The following is a 19,196-nucleotide window of genomic DNA, read 5'->3' on the forward strand; positions in this document are numbered from 1 at the left end:
AAAAAATAAGAAGAAAGCTAATGAAAACTATATTAAATAAAATTAACTTATCTGTGTCGATGAATTATTCTTTGTTGATAAAACATAAAAAATATGTCCTATTAAAGATAGCATTACTTATAATAGTTGTTATTGGATGCAATTTAAAACTAAACAGTCAACCAGATATCCGAACTTTTGAAACGCCTAAACAGAATATTATTCCTGGTAATAACTTGTTTGTAAGTCCAGAGGTAAAATCTTTTCATCAATACAATATAATACCTGTAAATTTATATACAGGTAAAGTTCAAATAAGTATTCCAGTCTTTGAAATAAAAGCAAAAAATTTTACAGTTCCTATATCTTTATCCTATAATTCGAAAGGAATTGAAGTAAACGAATATGCTCCAAATGTTGGTACTGGATGGATATTAAATGCCGGAGGAAGTATCATCCGTATTGTTCAAGATTTAGATGATGATCGGCTAAAAAGTGTAGATTATTACCCTAATAATAATATATTTGAGATTGTTAAACGTAGAATCGTAGAAAGAGGGTACAATGCAGATATTAGTGGCTTAGGTAATGGTTTTGTGATAATGAATGATGGAGTACATTATGACACTTCTCCTGATATATATTACGCAAATGCTCCTGGATTATTTTCTAAATTCTTTCTGAAATTTAATGAAACAGAAAAAAAATATAATCCTCAATTGCTGAGTGGAAAAGGTCATCTTATTACAGCAAATAGAGTCGAAGAACCATTGAATACACCTGATTTAAAAGACAAAAAAGGATTTAAAAGACTTTATACTACGGCTTTTAATTTATATCCAGATGAAGCTAATAGGTTAGACGAATATAATAATACTCATATACCTGTCAAGTCATTTGACTTCTCTATAATAAACATGGAAGGGGTCCAATATAATTTTAAAGAAAAAGATCTTTCAGAATCAATAACAGATTTTAATGGAATAACAATTCCTCCAGAAGATGATTTTAATTTTCCTTGGTATATGAAATGTAATGATTATCATGTATCGTCAAATGTCTCTCACTTATCCTCAATCGTTGATCCTTCATCAAATTCTCAAGTTGATTTTTTGTATTCTTCAGAAATTGATACAACAATAATAAGCTATGATCGATCTTATTATCATGCCAACATTAGCTATAATGTTGGAAGAGAATATAAGGATATAAACTATGAAGATTTTTCGACACTAGGAGCATATCATGGTATCGACGGAGATACAATTTCTTGGGAAAATAACGACTTAGGACAAGATGTTAATAATAAGAAGCAGTATTCAAAAAATCTTAAAAAACACAATATAAAGAAAATACTCTGGGATGGAGGGTCAATCGAGTTTAATTATGATTTAGCAAGAATCGATTATTGTAATAAAGCTCTGACATCAATAGTTGTAAGAGATAAAAATGATAATTTAATAAAACAAATGAATTTATACTATTCTTATTTTCTGACAACATCAAACAAACCTAATAAAGAAGCGTATAGGCTTAGGCTTGATAAAATAGGAGAGGTTTCAACTGATTCTAAAGACGAAATTTTTTATAGATTTGAATATGATTGTTCCGAACCTCTTCCTCCTGTAAGTACAGGAGAATCTGATTATTTAGGATATTACAACAAAAAAAACAATAGTAATTTCAGAACTCAGTTATATTATCATTATAATAAAGGTAGATATTCGTTTTTGCCTTTTCCTCTAACTGAAGAGTGCATAGTTGTTCCCAAAGGTTCTCGATCTCAAGAAGGGAATAGTGCGTCCCTTTTAGGTCTTCTAAACAGGATTGTATATCCGACAGGAGGTACATCTGAATTTATCTATGAAAATCATCAATTCAAATTATTCGACAAAAATGTGACTGCTGGAGGTGTGAGAATAAAAAAACAAATATTGAGAGATGAACAAGGTAATACACAGACTAAAGAATATTCTTATTTGTTGGAAGATTCGTCATCTTCTGGCTCTATATGCAATATGCCTCAATTTGCAGTAATATCAAAGTGTTTATCCAATAGAATTAGAGTCAGATGTTTTAACAGAAATATATCGTCTATAGAATTAACAGAGGGAAGCTTTGTCGGTTATTCACGTATAATAGAAAATGATATGCAGAATGGATATAAAGAATATCTATATAGCTCTCCAAATGATTATCCCAATGACTATCTAGATGCGCCATCAGAGGGAAATATTATAAATTTTTTAAAAAATAACAGCTCTTATCCTGGAATAACTCATTCGGATAACGATATTTTTAGAGGAAAATTACTTAGAGAAAGAGTATTTAACTCAAGCAAAAAATTAATAGAGGAAGCTACCTATAATTATACATTAAATACAAGAAATGAATATTTTAAGTCCCAAATTATTCTGCACAAATTTCCTATAGATGGACTCAACAATATAGGAAGTTCAATATCTTGTTTACAGAAGATAGAAGGAGGAACTAGTTTATTATCAAATAAAACTATCAGAAAATATTTTGATGATTTTCTAACGTCTGAAAGTTATGTATATAGCTATGATGATACATATCCTATACTCAAGGAATTTTCTTCTAAAAATAGTAATGGGGATGAAATAAAAAAAGAATACAAGTATTCTTATAATTTTATAGCACAAAATATTCTTTATAGACAAATGTCTGATAAGAATATTCTTTCGCCTATTATATATGAAATAACTACTATAAACAATAAGGAGGTAAATCGTAGATATGTAGAATACAATTGCGATGCAAATAAAACGAAAGGAATGATGCTTCCGAGCTATCAACAGACATCAGCTGGAGGAGATTTACGTATTGATACAACATTTGATCTTTATGACACTAAAGGTAACTTGCTGCAGTATACAAGTTTAGATGGATTGAAAACCTGTTATTTATGGTCCTATGTAGGACAATATCCAATAGCTAAGATTGTTAATGCAAGCTATGAAGAAATTAAGACAGCCTTAGGTGTTACTCCCGAGACTATATCAATACAAGCAATGCCTGATATGCAAAAAATTGATGCTTTGAGAGAGAAACTTCCTAATGCACAAGTATCGACCTATACCTACAAAGCCTTAGTGGGTATGACTTCCATGACCGATCCTCGGGGGGGAACCACTACTTATGAGTATGATTCATTCGGCAGATTGTCCAAAGTAAAAGATGCCAAAGGCAAAGTAATCAATACATATGATTATCATTACCAAAGACCATTATTATTAACACCAATAATCAATCCTTGATTTATGAAAAAACAATTAATCATATATACAGCGTTATTGAGCAGCCTTTTTGTTTATTCGCAAGGAGAGGTCACATTATCCTCTGCTTATACCGGAGGGTCAGTAACAGCCTGCAGCAAGGTCAGTCTTAAACCGGGTTTCTCTTATAAAGCCACTTCCGGTAAAAATATCAGTTTGAAAGTGTCCCCTTCTACCTGTGACCCATTCGAAGGGAAAGATATAGATGACATGGCTGCCAAAGAGCAGAATTATATCCGAACTAAAATTTACCTCAAAGAAGATCAAACTCGATACCTGGATCAAATTCAATATTTCGATGGATTAGGACGGCCTATACAAACCGTACAGCGAGGTATTACTCCCGGAGCAAAAGATTTGGCTACGTATCAGGAGTATGATCCGGTAGGTAGAGAATCTTTAGCCTGGTTACCGGGTATGATAGATGGAAATAATGGAAAATTTGTTGAAAAATCGGTTGTTGCAGACAAATCAATAATAACCAATGCAGATACACGCCCTTATACAGAGCCAATTTATGAATCATCTCCGTTGAACCGTATAACAGCGCAATTTGGTCCCGGGGAGGCATGGAAGAGCAACCCTGCGAAAACCGAATACCTGACTAATGACCAGACAGCCTTATTGTCATGTCTGCTCTACACGGTAACAGGTACACGTCAAGCTCCCACCCTTAGTTCACCTACAAAATATGCAACAGGAGAACTTTATGTTACAAAAGTAACAGATGAAGATAATAATCCATCGTACGAATTTAAAGACAAACTAGGGCAGGTTGTATTGACCAGACAAGTTGCCTCAGGAGTCACTTACGATACCTATTATGTATACGACGATTACGGAAATCTATGCTTCGTTCTGCCTCCTCTGATTGAAGGCAAAACCGACGCAACCACACTCGGTCTGTATGCCTATCAATATAAATACAACGATCGCAATCTATGTATCAGCAAAAAACTGCCTGGCTGCGACTGGATTTACTATGTATATGATAAAACAGACCGATTAATCCTGACTCAAGATGGAGAACAAAGAGTAGCTAATAAATGGAGTTTTACCAAATATGACGATTTCGGGCGGATTATACTGACTGGGATAGCGGCTATCACCGGTCAAACCCATGCTTCATTACAAACAACATATAAAAGTGTTGTCGTAAAAGAGACATCTAATGCAAGTCAATCATATGGATATACATGGAGTACTTTGAGTGAAATAACATCTAGTTCGGTATTAACAGCCAATTATTACGATGATATAGAGCGAATACTAAGTCGTAGTACAGACTTTAAAACCAAGCTATCCTATTCTGCTCAATCCGGATACGGAACAAAGCACTCTTCCGACAAGGGTTTATTGGTTGGAACACGGGTAATGTATACCGATGAAACAGGGAATGTTGCCGGAGAAATAACAACAGCGATGTATTACGATATAAAAGGGCAGCTTATTCAAACCCAAAGTATCAATCATAAAAACGGAACAGAATCGGAATATATAGCCTATAACTTCACGGGTCAGCCTACCCAAAAGAAACACATTCACAAATATCCGGGATTAGATGATCAGACCGAAACTTATACTTATGAATACGACCATGCAGGACGTCTTCTGACTACTACACACAAACTAAATACAGGAGCAGCGGTTATTTTAGCTCAAAATACGTATGATGACCTTGGTCGGTTGAGTTCGACAACAGCAAATAATCAGACTGCTCTCAAAACAAACTATACTTACAATGTCCGTTCATGGACAAAATCGATCAGCAACCCGCTATTTAGCCAGACCTTGTATTATAACGACCAAGTGAAAGCCCATTCCTACGGTGATTACCAGCCATCGTATACCGGTAATATTTCGGGCGAAGAATGGAGTATACAGGGCGAAGCCAAACGAAGTCACCGTTTTAAATACGACGGACTGTCTCGCTTGATTCATTCCGCATACAATGGAGTCGTTTCCGGAGGAACTTATAATACCGCATACACTTATGACAAGCATGGCAATGTACTGACATTGGTTCGCAATTCGGGAACCAAAGGTGCTATTGATAATCTGACCTTCAAATACGATGGTATGGGAAATCAGATTAAATTTATAACTGATGCTTATACAGGATCGTCATACTCTAATATAGCAGATTTTAAATACAATAAAAATAATACAGCTCCGTATGCCTACAATAAAAATGGGGCAATGAGTTATGATCCCAATAAAGGGATGACCGTTGTTTACAATCCGTTGAATCTTCCTCAGGAGTTGCTGATCAACAACGAAACAGCGAGGGGTAAAAACTATTATACCTATACCGCAACAGGAGTAAAATTGAAGGTAAGGCATCTATCGGATCCTACACTACAGACTGTACCTGTAACCGGAATATCTGCCGACAGCAAGTATCAAGTAAAAAATACAACCGACTATATCGGCAATAAGATTTACGAAAATGAAGTCTTAAACAAAACCCTGATAGACAATGGATACATTGAAGGAAATAATTACTATTTTTACATTAAAGACCACTTGGGTAACAACCGTATAGTAGCTAGTGCTACAGGATCGGTTGTTCAGCGGAACAACTATTATCCTTTCGGTATGTCTTTTGGTGAAGAGACGGACTTAGAGCAGGGCAAGCAGAACTTCAAGTACAACGGCAAGGAGTTGGATAAAGAGCATGGTTTGAATCAGTATGATTATGCTGCCCGTTTTATGGATCCGAGTATGATAAGGTTTACGACAGTGGATCCGTTGGCTGAGAAGTACTTTAGTTGGAGTCCGTATGTGTATGTGGCGAATAATCCGATGAAATTTATTGATCCCGATGGAAAAGAGAAACTAATATTCTTTGATCCTAAAAAAGGAAATGAAGAAAGAAAGAGAGCTACAGCTATATTGATTTCCGGGGCTGAAAAATCTAAAGACGACGGGGCTATACATATTTTTTCTCATGGAAATAATCAAGGGCTTTATCCTGAGACTGGAGGAAAAACAGAAGGGATAAAAACAAAAAATCAATTTATATCTTTTCTAGATAAACATAGTGATACATGGAAGGATAGAAAAGAAGGGGAAACGATTACAATAATTTTACATTCTTGTAATACCGGAAAAGGAGAAGAATCAATAGCCGAGAAATTGTCAAATATAAAAGGAGTTAGAATAATAGCACCAGATAACCCTGATTACATATCTGAGAATGGAGAACTTGGAACATATATACCAAAGTATCAAAATGAAGACGGAACATACAAACAAGATAAAAATGGTATTCCGATGAAACAAAAATCAGATAAAGAAGGTAATTGGCGAGTTTTTGAAAGAGGGAAAGAAGTCAATGCATACAGAGGTAGTTGGAATCCTAAAGAAAATCCAAATTGGTGGGATATTTATAAATATAAGAAATAAGAAATATGAAATATGAAAAAATAGGAGCTACTCTATTGATTATTTTTATGGTATTTGGATGCCATAAGAAAAAAGAAAATAAGGAAATACCAATTAATTATACTTCTACAAGTGATACTTTTTTGAAAAAGAGAATAATAGAGTGTGGAGACACTGCATCATATCAGACTTTATGGTATTCTTATTTAGATAGTCCTCAACCTGAAGAGTTTTTGTATTATGCTATGATCATGGCTAATAAATATAATTATCCACAAGCATATTATGATGTATATCTGTGTTTAGCAAATACAACAGATGTTGATAAACTAGATGACGCGACTAAGAAAATAGTTGTAGAGTATCTCGTAAAAGCTTCAGAAAGAGGACAAGATCAGGCTTCGGAAGTTTTAGAAGAGATAGCCAAATTTTCTAAATAGAATCCTCTTTTTAGATCAAAGGTGACTATCGGTACAACGGTATAGTGACAGGTGTCCCTCGTCCCCTAAGATATGCCATCTGAGGGATTATAGCCAAGGATTTGTAATCCTTTATCTATACCCAAAGCGTTCTTTAAATAGTAAAAAAACGATCCTATCAAAATAAAATTATAATCGAATATTTCTATAAAAAGCCTCTCTGGAATCAATCCAGAGAGGCTTTTCATAGAGAGATGGAATTAATCTTCTTAGTAATTCGTATTAATTACCAACGGTAGGACCATTCACACTAAGGACACCATCCTTATCGATTGTCATTTTATCGATAAATACTACCCGTTGATTACCGCTGTCTCTTGTTCGGGCATGATACACACATAATTTTTGCTTATCAGGTAGTGTGAGTACCATATTATGACCTGTTCCTGTAACATTTCCTCCTTTTGAAGAGTTTTTTTGTAAAACAGGATTATTAGCAGCTTTCGCAAAAGGTCCCATCGGATGTTTTGAAGTAGCATAGCCAACCGCGTAATCCTGTCCTTCGAAATAATTTACCGAATACATCATGTAATAAGTATCCTTGTCTTTGAAGAGAAACGAGCCTTCGGTCCATCTTCGGTTTACTTCCCTGCTGGTTACCGAACGACTTTCCCATTCGGCTTGTAAGTCGTTCATCTTCGATGGAGGCTGGAGCAGCAACTGAGGCTCTCCCATTATTGCAGAAAAGTCTGGCTTGACTTCTACTCCGTAAATCCAGCTTTCTTCTATATTGTCGAACCAGCCTTTTTCTTTAGCCCAGATTGATATTTCACTTTCAACAGGGTGTTTATAGCAGCATCTCGAATAATAGAGATATACTTTACCTGATTCGTCATCGAAATAAAGGTTAGCATCGATAACCGGATAACCCGGATCGAATACCGGATGATCGTACAGATCTCTGAAAGGCCCTGTTGGGCTGTCAGAGACAGCTACACCAATGCGGAAGTTCTCATCTTCATTGTTGGGGTTATGCTTCCAGTTGGCACTGTACCATAAGTAAAACTTGCCGTTGCGTTCGTATACCTCAGGAGCCCAGAAACAATCTGTTCCCCACGAGATTGCTTGTGTATTGTCGTAGATAATACCTTTATCGACCCAATGCAGCAGATCTTTTGATGCATATGTTTTAAATCCCTTTAACTTACCGGATGTTCCATACATATAGAATGTTGTATCCGAAGTATTGTATAATATAAATGGATCTCCAAATGAGATGGGTAAGGGATTGGATATCTGAACTTCTGTTTTATCTCCTGTTTTGCATGCAAACCCAAGACAAATAAAAAGGCTGTAAATCAATAGTTGTTTCATCATTTTTATTGATTTAAGGTTTTTCCGAAGAATCAATGTATTTACTGCTGATAGTCTCTTCCAATAAATCAACTTTGATTTCATACAATCCAAGTTTTTCTGCATCCACTGACCATTTGTTATCTCCCGGCAGATTCTCATAGATATATCCGAACTCGGGCAGTTTCTCTTTTGGTGTTTTAGAATGAAATGATATGGGGCCCCATTCGGGTTGACCTAGAAGTTTAAACATATTCCTGTCATTGCCAGACCCGTATTCTCCCAACACACCGGAAAAAACGAACAGGTTCGGATTATTCAAGTCTTTCTTTAAACGGATAGAGCGGCCTGAATCCCAACCGGATTTAGTTGCACCCCCTACGATAAACAAATCATCTCTGGCATTAAAGATCTCACCGCTTAGCGTATTGGCTATCACATTGATCTTTATTTTGTAATAGTTGTCGGCTATACTTACGTGCCAGCCGGGAATATCTGTTCTGTCCGTAACGGAAATAAGAGAAGTGCCCGTAGCATTTTCTTCTTCTGATGCCGGAACGTAATACTTGGTATTTGGTTGTACTGTAGGTGTATTGATCATTTTGAATTCTCCCGGCTGAAGTTTTCCATGATAACGGAAGTACCCCGGTGATTGCACCGGATCTTCGGTTAATATTGCCACATTACCAGGAATTGCAGAACCTGTTATCCACAGATTAGAACCGTCCCAATCGTACCCCGGAACTAATTTTTTATAAGAATTACCTAAATCGGGATTCGGAACTTTCTTATCCTCGAGTATAAAATCTTTCCATGCTCTGATTTCGTCAACAGGTGCGTTGCCTATAGCAGACAGTTGATCGAAAGCTGTACCTAAGTTTGTTTCGAAGTATTGCAATTCAGCTGTCATATTAAGCGGATTTTCACCGATTCGGTTTCTTGTTTCCACAAGTTTGGTGAAGAGTACGGGCATCTGACTGCCGATCTTTAACTTCAACGAATCATTACATTGTACCAACCGGGATAACTGACCCATCTTTCCGGCAATCAGATTCTTAGATCCGGATTGGTTTGCATCATAATCAACAAGAACCTGTGTTTTAATTTTACAATTTTTCTGAGGAATATTAATGCAAACTGCCAGTTGTTTACTGTCATATGTCCAATATCCTTGCTTGGGGAGTTTCGAATAATTATATACTTTTCCGTCAACAATAATTCGCTTTGGAGGAAGTATCGATAGTAGTTTCAGTTCGTAATTTCTTTTCACAGGCATGTTATCAAAAGCTCCTTCACGGGCGTGTATTGTATAAACTCCCTCATGGACATTTGTTTGCTGCGTAATTTTAGTTGTAGTATATTTTTCGTACTTGTATTTTTCGTTATCGCCTTCGTCTTCATAAAAGGAGAATGAACCGGATTCACCCGGAATAAACTGAATGACGAGAGTATCGGGTCTTTGTTTCAGGTGTTTGATGTTATCGGGATACATCGGTATGACAGATCCTTCTTTATAATAAAAAGGAATCTCATTTTGCGCAAAGCTCCTTAAATACTTTCTGTTCCCGTCTAGAATATTTCCCGTTTCGGCTTCCATCCATCGGCCCTCAGGCAGCCAGAAGTATTTATCGGATGTTCCTATAGCATCTTCGGATGCAGTAACTATAGGGGATACCAGAATTTCATCGCCAAACATATAAGATGTTTCTTGCTTATATGCTTCGTTTTCTTGTGGCGAATCATAATAAAGAGGTCGGCAGATAGACTCTCCCGTATCGTATGCTTTGCGTGCATATGTATATATATAAGGTATCAGCGCATATCTGAGTTTCAAAGCATCTCTCATAGAACTGAAATTAGGATATTTCCAGATTCGTCTTTCAATATGCGGGGCATTGGTTGCATGAGATCTAGTTACCGGAGAAAAGACTCCGAACTGTATCCAGCGCAGATATAACTCAGGATCGTTAGGTCCCGATTGGTTGTGTCCACCCAAATCGTGACTCCAATATCCATAGGCAACATTGGAAGCCGTAGAATTGAAATACACCTGAAATGCCAGAGTCGGGAATGTAGCCCATGTGTCACCCGAAAATCCGATAGGGTAGCGGTGGTTGCCCAGTCCTCCCCATCGATGAAATATCATAGGACGGCGTTCGGGGCGATTGATACGCATGTCGTTGTAATAAACATGATTGAGCCAGAATGTATTTCCAAGATCAGCCATTTCAGGCGCAATCAGCCACTGCTGCCAGTCGAGCCACCAGAAGTCAGCTCCGATATTTTCGTGAGGACGCAATATATCCTGGAAGAAGTATTTATAGAATTTCTGATTTTCGATATTCCATTTGATGGTTTTATCGTTAGGAAGTCCCAGATCGTTAGCTAATGTTTTGAAATTATCTTCGTCCGGAGCTATACCGTCCGCAGGATGCAGGTTCATCGTAACCTTGAGGTTCTTGCTGTGTAACCATCCGAGAAACTCTTTCGGATCAGGAAAAAGACTTTTGTTCCATGTCCACCCTGTCCATCCTCCGCGGCCTGCGTCTCTTTTATCTCCGGCATAATGCCAATCCATATCCACTACCATCACGTCAATGGGTATGTCGTTCTGTTGTATTTCATTTACTATATCTTTAAAATCCTGTTCAGTATATCTGTCATATTTCGAGTACCAATATCCGAGAGAATAAAGAGGCGGCATAGGTATTTTCCCTCCTACTTTTGTAAAGTCAAGTAATGCTTTCTTATAATCGTTACCGTAAGCCATAAAATACCAGTCGATGGAGTTTCCGGGTTTGCGTTGTGCAACCCATTCAAAATCACCTCCCTGATTTTCAAGTAGGAGGCTTTTACTAGTATCACCATTCGGCTTGGATTCGTCTATCAATGCCCAACCCGATCGGGATAAGAGACCGTCTTCCATTACACTCCTCATATTATCGCCTTTAGAATGATCCAGAGTTCGGGATGTTCCTTTCAGATTAAGAGGATCTTTCTTTCCGGGGAACCAGTAGGTTGGTATGCCATTGATATTGAAAGATACTTTTAGATTTTCGGAGCTTGCAGGATTGGTCTGTGGGTTAGTTCCTGTTTTGTATCTCAACTCCAGCTTTGCAGTCTTAATATACAGATAACCGTCTTTAGTTTCGCTGGTATAGGCAGGTACTGGTAAGTTTCTGTTTATGACAATGAAAGAGGCTCTGTCTTCGAATTGTTTAGAGTCACTCCATTCCATTCTTACCATTTCGGGCGTTAGAATCGTAAATCTCATATTCCCCGAGATAACAATTGCCCGAGGATCGGCGATAGGATTGTCTTTGCTGTGAACCTGAATAGATAAGACCAGAAGAAGAAACAAAAATGTTGTAGCTCTTTTTAAGATTGAGATCATATTTGTTGATTTTTAGTCTGATGATTTGAAAATATTTTCATAGTTTATTTTGATTAAGTAACAGAAGGTATTGAATGACATATTTCAATGCTATAATTTATGTTTTTATAGTCCATAAAAAGGTCTCAGACCTTGAGGTTGTAATTATCCCTTGTATTTATATCTATACATGTTTGATAGCAAAAAATACTTAAATCAAAAATAGTCTTATTGCTCCAGATGCAGGGGTATAGTTTTTGTCAATTTCATGTAATTTTTAGCCAATAGCCAATAAAAGTGGAGTGTTTTGTATTAGTTCTAAGGTAGTTTCTGAAATGATTTGTTTATAGAATATTAGATAGATGGGTTGTGAAAAGGATGTGAAGTTATTCAGCAATAGTGTACAAATGGACATTCAGATGCTTAATAGAAAAAATGCTCTCCGAAGCCACGAAGAGCATTTTTTTTTTTAGAATTTTATTTTTTGAATTTTACCATTGTATGAAATGGTTTTATGCGAAAACTGGCTTTTTCTGTTGTTTTCGAATACAATTAATCTGAATTGGCGAGACTTGAGCATGCCGGGGAAATCCCCTTCTCTGTTGCTTATTGTCAGAGTTTTTGAAGCATCATTCCAGTCGAATTTTATCGTGGAATAAATGCCTTTTTCATAATTATAGTTGTCATTTTCATCTTCATATAATGTAAAGCTTCCATTGGATCCTGGGTAGATACGTATTTCAATATCTTCCCATTTCTTTTCGGTTGCATATTGTACAGGCGGTCCGATGGGGAGTATAGATCCTGCCCGGATATATAAAGGTATTATATCGATAGAAGTTTCTTTGGTGATTTCCTGTCCTCCAATGAATTTTTCATTTGTCCAGAAATCATACCAGATTGATCCTTCGGGCAAATATAATGTCTTAGATTTTTTCGAGGTAAAATCGACAACAGTAGACTTTTCCTGAGCAATAGTCTGGTCTCTGTCCCATCCGTCTGTTTCGTTTACCTTCACAATTGTCTCGGGAGTATATTGAGCTTCTATAACGGGAGCCACTAGAATCGATTTGCCAAACATATACTGGTCATTCATATCCCAGACTTTCTTATCATTAGCGAAATCCATAACCAGTGCACGCATAAAGCTAGATTGATTTTTGGTTACATCCCATGATGTGGAATAAATATACGGCAGCAGCGAATAACGAAGATGAATAGCCTTTTCGATAGCGTCATAAACAGGCTCACCTTTTTTTCCGAAATAATATATCTCTCGTTTGAGATCTGTACCGTGAGAACGCATCATCGGAGTGAAAGCCCCTTGCTGTACCCAGCGGATATACAATTCCTGAAACATCGGGTTTTGGGCAGCAGTACCATCATTCCATTTTTTATTGTAAGATCCTGCGAAAAAACCTCCGATATCTGCATTGAAGTTGGGATTTCCGGTAAGAGTAAAATTTAATCCTGCGGGAATCTGATTTCTAAATGATTCCCAGGATGATCCTATGTCTCCCGACCATACATTGGCTCCGTAGCGTTGTTGTCCGGCAAAGCCCGACCGGGTCAGGATAAATACGCGCTTGTCTGAAGACTTTGCCCGCTGATGGTCATACACACCACCTACAGTCAACAGAGGATAAGCATTGCGTACCTTACGAAATGAGCCCAAATAAGTTTTTGTATCAAAGTCTTCAGATTTGAAGTCGAGATGATCGGGTTCTGTTGAATCCATCCACCAACCATCTATTTTCATGTCATGCAGGCGGTTTAGATATTTCCAGTATATATTACGGGCAATCGGACTGTAAGCATCGTATACTCTTACTCCCGAAGGGTAATCCATATTGGGAGGCCAGCTTTCGAGCCCAGACTGAGGCCATGTAGAGAAATTAAATAACAATCCTTTTTCGTTGAGTTCTTTGTATTGCTTTGTTTGGGGACCGAATGAAGACCATATAGATATGATCATATGAGCGTTTTTTGCATGTATTTCGTCTATCATTTGCTGAGGATTATGAAATTCAGGGTTTAAGAAATCCATGGCATTCCATAAATAGTTATTTCCCCAATACTGCCAATCCTGAATAATACCGTCGAGAGGTACTCCGAGTTCTCTGTACTTATTAACGACCTCTAAAAGTTCGTGCTGGCTTTTGTAACGCTCGCGGCTTTGCCAGAATCCATAAGTCCATAAAGGAAACATCGGAACCTGCCCTGTCAGGGTACGCATTTGTGCTATAACTCCGTCGGCATTTCCGCCGTACATAAAGTAATAGTCGATACAGTCTCCGACTTCCGACTGGAAAGATGTTCCATCGGGGTTATCCTCGAATTTTGTCGGAGAATAGTTGTCCCAAAACAGCCCGTATCCTTTTACCGATTGGATAAATGTTACCACATCTTCCACATTGCCTTGTACAAGCTGTTTGGTTTGATTACGCTGCGACATTTTTCCATTCTGAAGAATTCCCAGTCCATAAACAGCTTCTTCTTTCTCTAATGCGAAAGATTGTTTTACAGAGAATGTTTTGGTTCCTGCATCATTGAAATCAATAAAATCAGGAGTCTTGTTCTCTTGTAATAAAGGTTTTGCTTTGATATCAGAGAAAGATATCTTTCCGGTTTTTAAGTTTAATAAAACTTCTATCCGTTTGCTTTTAAGTACCAGATCATCATTTTTCTTATTCACGGTAAATGCTATAGTCTGAGGTTTTTCAATTACCGAAAGGCTCTCTTTGTTGTATTCCCAACCTTCAGGGGATTTTATGATCCTTATGGTTGATGGATTGTAAAACCGGAGTTCTATGTCAATCTTGTTGATCGTTGTTTTAACTCCGTTCGCTGTTTTTTCATAGCTTTGTTGTGCTGTGATGATCAGATTGATAGATAATAACAGCACTAAAAATGAAAGTCTTTTGATTCTTTTCATGGTTGCGTTTTTGGATAATAAATTGTTGAGACAAAATTATCGTAAGAGTAAAAGTCTGTAACAACAACCATGTTGAAACAAATGGTAATTATGTTGTTTTTCTTGTTTTTTCCGCATATTCAGTGGGGCGGCAGCCGTACATTTCCTGAAAACATTTACTTAGATAGCTGCCACTGCTGAATCCTACTTTATCGGCTATTTCGGCTATACTGAGCTCTTCTTCCAAAATGAGTTGGGCTGCCTTTTGAAGACGGATATTCCGGATAAAAAGAGACGGCGATTTGTCTAATAATGCAATAAGTTTGCGATACAGACCTGTTCTGTCCATACATAAGTCACGGCTGAGTGTTTCGACGGAGTAGTTTGGTTCATCAAGGTTTTTCTCAACAAGTTCTATTGCCCGGGACAGAAATTTATTATCTGCTGTACTTGGGTTCTTATTACTCTCGGGAAGTATTTCTTCTGATGTATTTTTTGTGTCGTTTGATTCTTTTTCCGCTTCAAGGATGTTGCATTGCTCTATCAGGTTTCGAATTCTGAGAAGGAGCATATCTTCTTTGTGTTGACGTTCGATTCTTTTTCGGCTGATCCGGATATACAGGTAGATGAACGAGAAAGTACCAATGACGAACAATGCCGCATATAGAGTGTAAGCGATGCCGGTTTTCCACCATGGAGCATGTATTGTTATTTTTAATTGCGTAACATCTCCTTTCCATTGATGATTATTTGAGGAAGCCATTACTTTGAGGGTATATTTTCCGTGGGGAAGATTGGTATATGAAATTCGTAAAATCCCATCAGAACCCTTATTATAGGCATCTTTAACGATCTCGCGCCAATCGGAATCGACTCCTTCCAACTGATAACGGTAATAGGTCTGGGATGGATTTTGATAATTTATTCCGGAAAATTCGAATGTAAGGAAGTTTTGATTATAAGAAAGATCTATTTCTTTAGTATAAGGCGGTGTTGAAGATAAAATAACATGGTGGCTGTAGGATTTTCCGGCTTCTATTTTTTCTCCATGCAAAAAGAAGTTCGTGAATACCGGACGAAAAGGCAATTCAGCATAGGAGATTTGCCGGGGATTTAGAATATTGAATCCGTTGATCCCTCCGAAATAGAGTAATCCGTCTGAACTTTCCATGACTGCTCCGTCGGTGTATTCGCCGTCTAAAGTTCCGTCAAACGAGTTGAATTTCAGAAAATGGATCTTTCCGTTCGATATATTTATTTCGGCTTTTGATATGCCGTAACTGGTCGTTATCCATACAGAATGACTTCGGTCTTCGAGTATACCGTGGATAAAATTATTAGAGAGACCGTTTTCTGTATAGAAAATCTCTTCTTTTTTTCCGGGTCTGTCCAGCTTCAATCCATCTGCTGTTCCTTTCCATTTCCAATCCCGGCTGTCGTAGAGGAATGTATTATCGGCAGATCTGTTGAGCTTGTTCAAAATGTCTTCCGGTAGTATATTCTGTGAAATATTGAGCAGTCTTTTGTCCCTTTCCGAAGTAGAATATTTATAGATGCCAAAATTACTTTTGATGTATATATTTCCGGCTTTATCTTCCGCAAACGAATGTACGATAAGGTTTTTTATATGCTGTTTGTCAGAAAAATACGCAGCTCCTATATAAGAGAACTTGTATCTCGATGGATGATAATACAATAATCCCTGATTGATTGTGCCTAACCAAAAACCTCCCTGCCTGTCATAAAAAAGAGTACTTATTTCGGTCTCGATTGTTTTACCGTCCACCATTTTTAATGTAGGTCGGTATTCCTTTTTATGATTCAGCAAATCTATTACCCAAAAGCCGGATGGACAACTGATATATGCTATATTTTCTTTAATAACTAATGTATTAAGGGTGTAATCTGTTTCGAGGAGTTTAGTCCATGCTTGTGTCTTGGTATTAAAAAAGAAGAAACCGCCTTTAGATCCGTTTTTGAGTTGATAGAAGCCGTTGGCTTCATTTACAACTAAAGATGTATTTCGGAAAAAAGAACTTTCTTTGTCTGAATAGGCGGTTTTACTGAATATCTTATTCTTTGTTTTCAGGTTATAGCATACAATCTCTCCCGAATCGTAAAATAAGTATAGATGATGCTTGTCTGCATCCAAATCCTGTAATTGTACCGAATGCTTGTTTATATTTATTTCGTAATCCGATCCGTCTATACTCAGAATACCCGAGTGTAGCAGCCACAGACGTTGCTCAGAGTCTATAAATATATCTTCGACAGGATATTTGATACCTCTATTTGTGAAAAACCTGTTGAGATCCGGGATGTATTGTTCCCGAACAAGATCGACACACATCAATTTGTGGGTATCTTTTATCCAGAGCAGTGAATCTTTACTTTGATAAATCCTGTAAAATCCGTTGTATCCTCTTAGTGGGTAAATGTGCCGGGATGTGCGGTGAATATATTTAAAATATACTCCGTCGTATAAGTTAAGGTTTCCACTGGTGGTGAAAACCATTCTTCCATCGGGAAGTTGAAGAATATAACGTATCTGATTGTCGCTTAAACCATGCGAGACATCAATCGGGGTATATACAAAATCACCAGCCCAACAGGTAAGAATTGCCAGAAGAGACAAAAGGGTTATTCTTACTCGTCGGTTCATCATTCAGATATAAAGGTTTATGGTATTTAAACAGTTACTTAAAATATGGAGAAATCAAATATAAGCATTTTATTAGAAAACCGCCTTTTCGTCTCATAAAAAGCCTGCTTGGTCTCATTTTTTACAGCACTGATGGTTAAGAGTTTACTTTTGAAACAATTAAAAAATAACTATCTAATGAATAAACGTGAATTATTAGCAGAAATATCAACTATGTCTGAGGTGGATACAGTCGATTGCGAAAAAGTGATAGATGCTCTGGAAAAAGTTTTGCAACGCGAGTTCAGCTCATCCGGATTATCGGGAGCCTTTGAGAAGTTTTGTAGCCTTATTAAAATGTTTAAAATTAAAATGATATGAAATTAGGTTCTTCAATCTATTTATTGATTTGGCAACTTGATTCTCAGTAAACAGTAAATAATAGGGCAGGCTACAATTCTTATCTAGGATCAAATTGGCTTTTCTCTTTTTTATCTATAAGGAAACAGAGGGTCAATACGAATATAAAGAAAAAGGTAACTTCTCAAAAAAGCAAAACGAATGTAACTTTTGTTACCTTTTTCATAAAGTTCTCAGAAACACAGGTGATAAATGAAAGTAAGAGTACAGATTGGTGTAAGTTTATCGATATAACGGTCTGCTGGTTTTCTTTGCCTTTTAACTACTAATTTGCATTATATATTTATCTTTACGCACACAGCGGTGACAGCGATTACTCTTACTTCTGCAAGATATTTTATTATCGCAGAAGAATTTACTTAGCATGGGAAAACAATCTTTTATATATAGATTTTTATTAGACCGTCATTTTAGGATATGGAGGTATATTGTCTTATGTCTCTTTTTCGTTATTGTATCGATTAATGAGGCTTTAGTGGGATATATGGAGCTTATCCCCCATATAGGAGATAATATATATTGGGCTATAGGCGTGACAGTGTTAGTTTATATAATAAGTATACTCTTTTTTAGAAAATTAGTTATAAGCCATTTATTAAAAGGAAAATATCTCTTGTTTGCTGTTAGTGTTGTCCTGTGTGCCTTTTTATACACTTTTGTATCGAATGTCGTGTATGATCGGTATATGGAGGATTATAATTTTTTTTCGAAGGCTATGTTGATTGATAACTTATCGGCTATATCGTTGTATATATTATGCATATTAGGAGTTATTATTCCTGTCTTTCTCCGAAATTGGGGCCTATCTAATGAGTACCTTAGTAAATTGAAGATAAAACAAGCATCATCGCGGGTAGAGCAGTTTAAAGAGCAGATTAATCCCCCTTCTTTTTTCAAAATATTGAACGAAAGCAAAAAAACTGTTATGACTGATCCAGATAAGGCTTCGGTTATCCTGATAAAATTGTCTCAATTACTCCGGTATCAGTTATACGATTGTAACAGGCTATTGGTTCTCCTAACAGCAGAGGTGTCCTTTTTACGAAATTTTCTCGAATTGGAAAGGCTGTTTTCTTCCCGATTCAATTATAAGATGGAGACAGAAGGTAATATCAATGGAATTTTTGTTTTACCATCAATAATTTTGCCTTATGTACAAAGTGTAGTTAATAGCCTTGATCGGGATAAGGAATATCTGGATATTGGGATTCAATTCTTAAATCGGGATGAAATAGTATCTATTATTGTCAAGACATCCGATATCAGCAATAATATTCTGTTGCAGAAAGAATTATTGAAAGTCAAAGAGCGGCTTGCTGCTTTGTACCGAAGCCGGTATATATTAACAATCGAAAAAGATATAATTCCCCAAACTACAGAGCTAATCTTACAATTAAAGAAGGATTAAATA

At 36.8% G+C, this 19,196-nt stretch carries 9 protein-coding genes; 5 read left to right on the forward strand and 4 right to left on the reverse strand.

The genetic code is table 11. The features are described from left to right. Positions 1–20: 20 nt before the first annotated feature. The 3 genes from AABJ51_RS14480 to AABJ51_RS14490 are packed head-to-tail and all read left to right on the forward strand — an operon-like array spanning position 21 to position 7,105. Positions 21–3,260 carry an RHS repeat domain-containing protein gene (locus tag AABJ51_RS14480; protein ID WP_338373116.1) on the forward strand — a complete coding sequence of 1,080 codons (3,240 nt, stop codon included), beginning with the start codon at positions 21–23 and terminating at the stop codon, positions 3,258–3,260. Between the two features lie 3 nt (positions 3,261–3,263). Continuing rightward, positions 3,264–6,686 (forward strand): DUF6443 domain-containing protein, encoded by a 3,423-nt coding sequence (locus AABJ51_RS14485; protein WP_338373117.1) that lies wholly within the window; start codon positions 3,264–3,266, stop codon positions 6,684–6,686. A gap of 5 nt (positions 6,687–6,691) precedes the next feature. Beyond that, positions 6,692–7,105 carry a hypothetical protein gene (locus tag AABJ51_RS14490; RefSeq protein ID WP_134435629.1) on the forward strand — a complete coding sequence of 138 codons (414 nt, stop codon included), beginning with the start codon at positions 6,692–6,694 and terminating at the stop codon, positions 7,103–7,105. 261 nt (positions 7,106–7,366) lie between these two features. On the opposite strand, the gene AABJ51_RS14495 is transcribed toward AABJ51_RS14490, so the two are convergent. The 4 genes from AABJ51_RS14495 to AABJ51_RS14510 all read right to left on the reverse strand — a co-directional run bounded on the left by AABJ51_RS14495 (position 7,367) and on the right by AABJ51_RS14510 (position 17,389). Further along, positions 7,367–8,461 (reverse strand): glycoside hydrolase family 43 protein, encoded by a 1,095-nt coding sequence (locus AABJ51_RS14495; RefSeq protein WP_338373120.1) that lies wholly within the window; start codon positions 8,459–8,461, stop codon positions 7,367–7,369. A 10-nt stretch (positions 8,462–8,471) separates the two neighbouring features. Next, positions 8,472–11,831, reverse strand: a complete 3,360-nt coding sequence (locus AABJ51_RS14500) for a glycoside hydrolase family 31 protein (RefSeq protein ID WP_338373121.1) — start codon at positions 11,829–11,831, stop codon at positions 8,472–8,474. Between the two features lie 448 nt (positions 11,832–12,279). Further along, positions 12,280–14,745, reverse strand: a complete 2,466-nt coding sequence (locus AABJ51_RS14505; RefSeq protein WP_338373122.1) for a glycoside hydrolase family 31 protein — start codon at positions 14,743–14,745, stop codon at positions 12,280–12,282. An 88-nt stretch (positions 14,746–14,833) separates the two neighbouring features. Next, positions 14,834–17,389, reverse strand: a complete 2,556-nt coding sequence (locus AABJ51_RS14510) for a helix-turn-helix domain-containing protein (protein ID WP_338373124.1) — start codon at positions 17,387–17,389, stop codon at positions 14,834–14,836. Positions 17,390–17,563: 174 nt separating this feature from the next. Here AABJ51_RS14510 and AABJ51_RS14515 point away from each other — a divergent pair, with 174 nt between their 5' ends. Continuing rightward, positions 17,564–17,746 (forward strand): HU family DNA-binding protein, encoded by a 183-nt coding sequence (locus AABJ51_RS14515; protein ID WP_134435634.1) that lies wholly within the window; start codon positions 17,564–17,566, stop codon positions 17,744–17,746. Between the two features lie 724 nt (positions 17,747–18,470). Further along, a complete protein-coding gene (locus AABJ51_RS14520; protein WP_338373126.1) occupies positions 18,471–19,193 on the forward strand; it encodes a histidine kinase in 723 nt (240 codons plus the stop codon). Positions 19,194–19,196: the final 3 nt, after the last annotated feature.

Source organism: Indolivaga capnocytophagoides (assembly GCF_036511535.1).
In the GTDB taxonomy this organism is placed as follows: Bacteria; Bacteroidota; Bacteroidia; order Bacteroidales; family Dysgonomonadaceae; genus Dysgonomonas_A; species Dysgonomonas_A capnocytophagoides.

Coding starts and splice junctions, on each gene's coding strand:
- AABJ51_RS14480 (WP_338373116.1), top strand. CDS start 21: ATGAAAACTATATTAAATAAAATTAACTTATCTGTGTCGATGAATTAT.
- AABJ51_RS14485 (WP_338373117.1), top strand. CDS start 3,264: ATGAAAAAACAATTAATCATATATACAGCGTTATTGAGCAGCCTTTTT.
- AABJ51_RS14490 (WP_134435629.1), top strand. CDS start 6,692: ATGAAATATGAAAAAATAGGAGCTACTCTATTGATTATTTTTATGGTA.
- AABJ51_RS14495 (WP_338373120.1), bottom strand. CDS start 8,461: ATGATGAAACAACTATTGATTTACAGCCTTTTTATTTGTCTTGGGTTT.
- AABJ51_RS14500 (WP_338373121.1), bottom strand. CDS start 11,831: ATGATCTCAATCTTAAAAAGAGCTACAACATTTTTGTTTCTTCTTCTG.
- AABJ51_RS14505 (WP_338373122.1), bottom strand. CDS start 14,745: ATGAAAAGAATCAAAAGACTTTCATTTTTAGTGCTGTTATTATCTATC.
- AABJ51_RS14510 (WP_338373124.1), bottom strand. CDS start 17,389: ATGATGAACCGACGAGTAAGAATAACCCTTTTGTCTCTTCTGGCAATT.
- AABJ51_RS14515 (WP_134435634.1), top strand. CDS start 17,564: ATGAATAAACGTGAATTATTAGCAGAAATATCAACTATGTCTGAGGTG.
- AABJ51_RS14520 (WP_338373126.1), top strand. CDS start 18,471: ATGGAGGATTATAATTTTTTTTCGAAGGCTATGTTGATTGATAACTTA.